General features: G+C 69.4%; 3 protein-coding genes. All 3 read left to right on the forward strand.

Annotated elements, in window-relative coordinates:
- Positions 1 to 6: 6 nt before the first annotated feature.
- Complete coding sequence (locus tag G3N61_RS38415; protein WP_277405136.1) at positions 7 to 729, forward strand: PAS domain-containing protein; 723 nt, start codon at positions 7 to 9, stop codon at positions 727 to 729.
- Between the two features lie 198 nt (positions 730 to 927).
- A complete protein-coding gene (locus G3N61_RS38420) occupies positions 928 to 1,659 on the forward strand; it encodes a DsbA family oxidoreductase (RefSeq protein WP_043189326.1) in 732 nt (243 codons plus the stop codon).
- A gap of 136 nt (positions 1,660 to 1,795) precedes the next feature.
- Positions 1,796 to 3,178 (forward strand): DHA2 family efflux MFS transporter permease subunit (locus G3N61_RS38425; protein ID WP_205825048.1); only part of this gene is annotated, 1,383 nt, incomplete at its 3' end.

Consider the following 3,178-nt stretch of genomic DNA (forward strand, 5'->3'; position numbering starts at 1 on the left):
ACGGGCATGCCGGCCAACGGTGCGCCGGCACGCCGGCCCGATGCGCTGCCCGGCCCCCGCCCACCCGAGATGGCGAACCCGATGCGCAAGAAGCAATCCCCCGTCAAGAACCTGCTGCTCACCCGCTATGCGCCGATCGCCGACGGTATCGCCGCGCTGTTCTTCCCGTACGCGGAAGTCGTGATCCACGACCTGCACGACCAGACCGTGCTGTATCTCGCGAACAACCTGTCGAAGCGCGAGGTCGGCGACGATTCCGCGCTCGAGGAAATCGATCATTCCGCCCGCGAGCGCGTGATCGGCCCGTACGAGAAGCTGAACTGGGACGGCCGCCGGATGCGCTGCGTGAGCAACGTGCTGTTCGACGACGAAGGCCGCCCGGCCGGGATGATGTGCATCAACTTCAACATCGCGGTGTTCGACGAGGTGCGCGCGACGCTCGACCTGTTCATCAAGGGCGCGGGCGTCGTCGCGCAGCCGGACGAGCTGTTCCGCGACGACTGGCAGGAGCGCATCAACACGTTCCTTCACAGCTGGCTGCACGAACGGCAGGTCGGGCTGAACGGGCTTACGCGCGAGCACCGGCGCGAGCTCGTCGAAGCGCTTTATGCGGAGGGCGCGTTTCGCGGCAAGAGCGCGGCGAACTACGTCGCGAACGTGCTGGGAATGGGCCGCGCGACGGTCTACAAGCACCTCAAGCACCTGAAGGAAACGCAAGGCGACGCGTAAGCGACCCACCCCGCGGGCCGGTTCGCCGCGACGTGCGGCGGCGGCCGGCATCGGTAATCGCTATCGGGACGCCGCTTCCGTGTCTATGCTTCGTGATACGCCGGGCGTCCGCTTCACACGGCCGCCCGGGCAAGCCCAAGCGTCGAAGCACAAAGTGATATAGTCCCGGTTACATTTTTTTGCTGCCCGGAACCGCCCATGACGACCGCTCCCGCCCCGACTGCCCGCCCGACCCTGACCGTCGAAATCTGGTCCGACCTGATCTGCCCGTGGTGCTGGATCGGCAAGCGCCGCTTCGACGAGGCGCTCGCCGCGTTCGCGCATGCCGACCGCGTCGACGTCGCGTTGCGCGCATACCGGCTGATGCCCGGCCAGCCGGTCGAGCCGGTCGAGGCGATGCTCGGCGGCAAGTACCGGATGTCGCCCGCACAGGTCGACCAGATGCTGCGCCAGGTAACCGACGCGGCCGCGAGCGTCGGGCTGCGCTACGACCTGCCCGGCACGCTCGTCGGCGACACGCTCGACGGCCACCGGCTCGTGAAGCTCGCGGAAGCGACGGGCCGCGCGCACGCACTGACCGAGCGGCTGTACCGCGCGTATTTCTGCGAGCACGGCTCGCTGTTCGATCATGCCGAGCTGACCGAATTCGCGGTCGAAGCCGGACTCGAGCGCTCGGCCGTCGAAGCCGTGCTGCGTAGTGACCTGTACCGCGACGAAGTCGAAGCCGACGCCGCGCGCGCCGCGCAGATCGGCGGTCGCGGCGTGCCGCTGTTCGTGTTCGGCGGCCGCTATGCGGTGTCGGGTGCGCAGCCGGCCGACGCGTTTGCGCAGGCGCTCGACCAGGCATGGCGCGACGGCATCGTCGAACTCGACGGTGACGACGCGGCCGCCTGCGGCCCCGACGGCTGCGCACTGCCGGCGCGCTCGTAACGCCCGTCGCATCCATCGCGCGCGTCCCGCCCGGACGCGCGACTACGCTTCGCTGCTGCCACAAACCGGCAGGAAGCCTGCGCCGATGGGGTCTACAATGCATCCTTTCAAATAACTATCAGAAGGCTGCAAGCCCATGACCCACGGGATTCACGGCGAGAAGCGCTGGTACGCGCTGATCGTCCTCTGCCTCGGCGTGCTGATGATCGTGCTCGACAGCACGATCGTGAACGTGGCGCTGCCGTCGATCAGCACCGACCTCCATTTCACCGAAACCGCCCTCGTGTGGGTCGTCAACGCGTACCTGCTGACGTTCGGCGGCTGCCTGCTGCTCGGCGGCCGGCTCGGCGACCTGTACGGCCAGCGGCGCATGTTCCTCGCGGGCCTCGTCGTGTTCACGCTCGCGTCGCTCGCGTGCGGCCTCGCGCAGTCGCAGACGATGCTGATCGCCGCGCGCGCGGTGCAGGGGATCGGCGGCGCGGTCGTCTCGGCCGTCGCGCTGTCGCTGATCATGAACCTCTTCACCGAGCCCGGCGAACGCGCCCGCGCGATGGGCGTGTACGGCTTCGTCTGCGCGGGTGGCGGCAGCATCGGCGTGCTGCTCGGCGGGCTGCTGACGAGCTCGCTGTCGTGGCACTGGATCTTCCTCGTCAACCTGCCGATCGGCATCGCGGTCTATGCGATGTGCGTCGCGCTGCTGCCGCGCCTGCGCGCGCCGGCCGGTACCGCGCGGCTCGACGTCGCAGGCGCGATCACCGTGACCGCGTCGCTGATGCTGGCCGTCTACGGGATCGTCGGCGGCAACGAAGCCGGCTGGCTGTCGTTGCAGACCGTCGCGCTGATCGGCGCGGCCGTCGCGCTGCTCGCGCTGTTCATTGCGATCGAGGCGCGCGCCGCGCATCCGCTGATGCCGCTCACGCTGTTCGCCGCGCGCAACGTCGCGCTCGCGAACGTGATCGGCGTGCTGTGGGCAGCCGCAATGTTCGCGTGGTTCTTCCTGTCCGCGCTGTACATGCAGCGCGTGCTCGGCTACGGGCCGCTGCAGGTCGGTCTCGCGTTCCTGCCGGCGAACCTGATCATGGCCGCGTTCTCGCTCGGGCTGTCCGCGCGCATCGTGATGCGCTTCGGGATCCGTGGCCCGATCGCGGCCGGCCTGCTGATCGCGGCCTGCGGCCTCGCGCTGTTCTCGCGCGCGCCGGTCGACGGCGGCTTCGTCTGGCACGTGCTGCCCGGCATGACGCTGCTCGGCATCGGCGCGGGCGTCGCGTTCAACCCGATGCTGCTCGCCGCGATGAACGACGTCGATCCGGCCGATTCCGGGCTCGCGTCGGGGATCGTCAACACCGCGTTCATGATGGGCGGCGCGCTCGGCCTCGCCGTGCTCGCGAGCCTCGCGTCGCGACCGGCCGCGCGACACCACGACGCCCAGTCGACCGACACCGGCAGCGGCGTATCCCACACGGTCTCGATCAGGTCGAGCGGCTCGTCCGTGCGATGCACGTCGAATCCGGCCGCCGCA

The organism is Burkholderia sp. Ac-20349 (assembly GCF_017104865.1).
GTDB classification, from domain to species: domain Bacteria; phylum Pseudomonadota; class Gammaproteobacteria; order Burkholderiales; family Burkholderiaceae; genus Burkholderia; species Burkholderia aenigmatica.

Coding starts and splice junctions, on each gene's coding strand:
- G3N61_RS38415 (WP_277405136.1), top strand. CDS start 7: ATGCCGGCCAACGGTGCGCCGGCACGCCGGCCCGATGCGCTGCCCGGC.
- G3N61_RS38420 (WP_043189326.1), top strand. CDS start 928: ATGACGACCGCTCCCGCCCCGACTGCCCGCCCGACCCTGACCGTCGAA.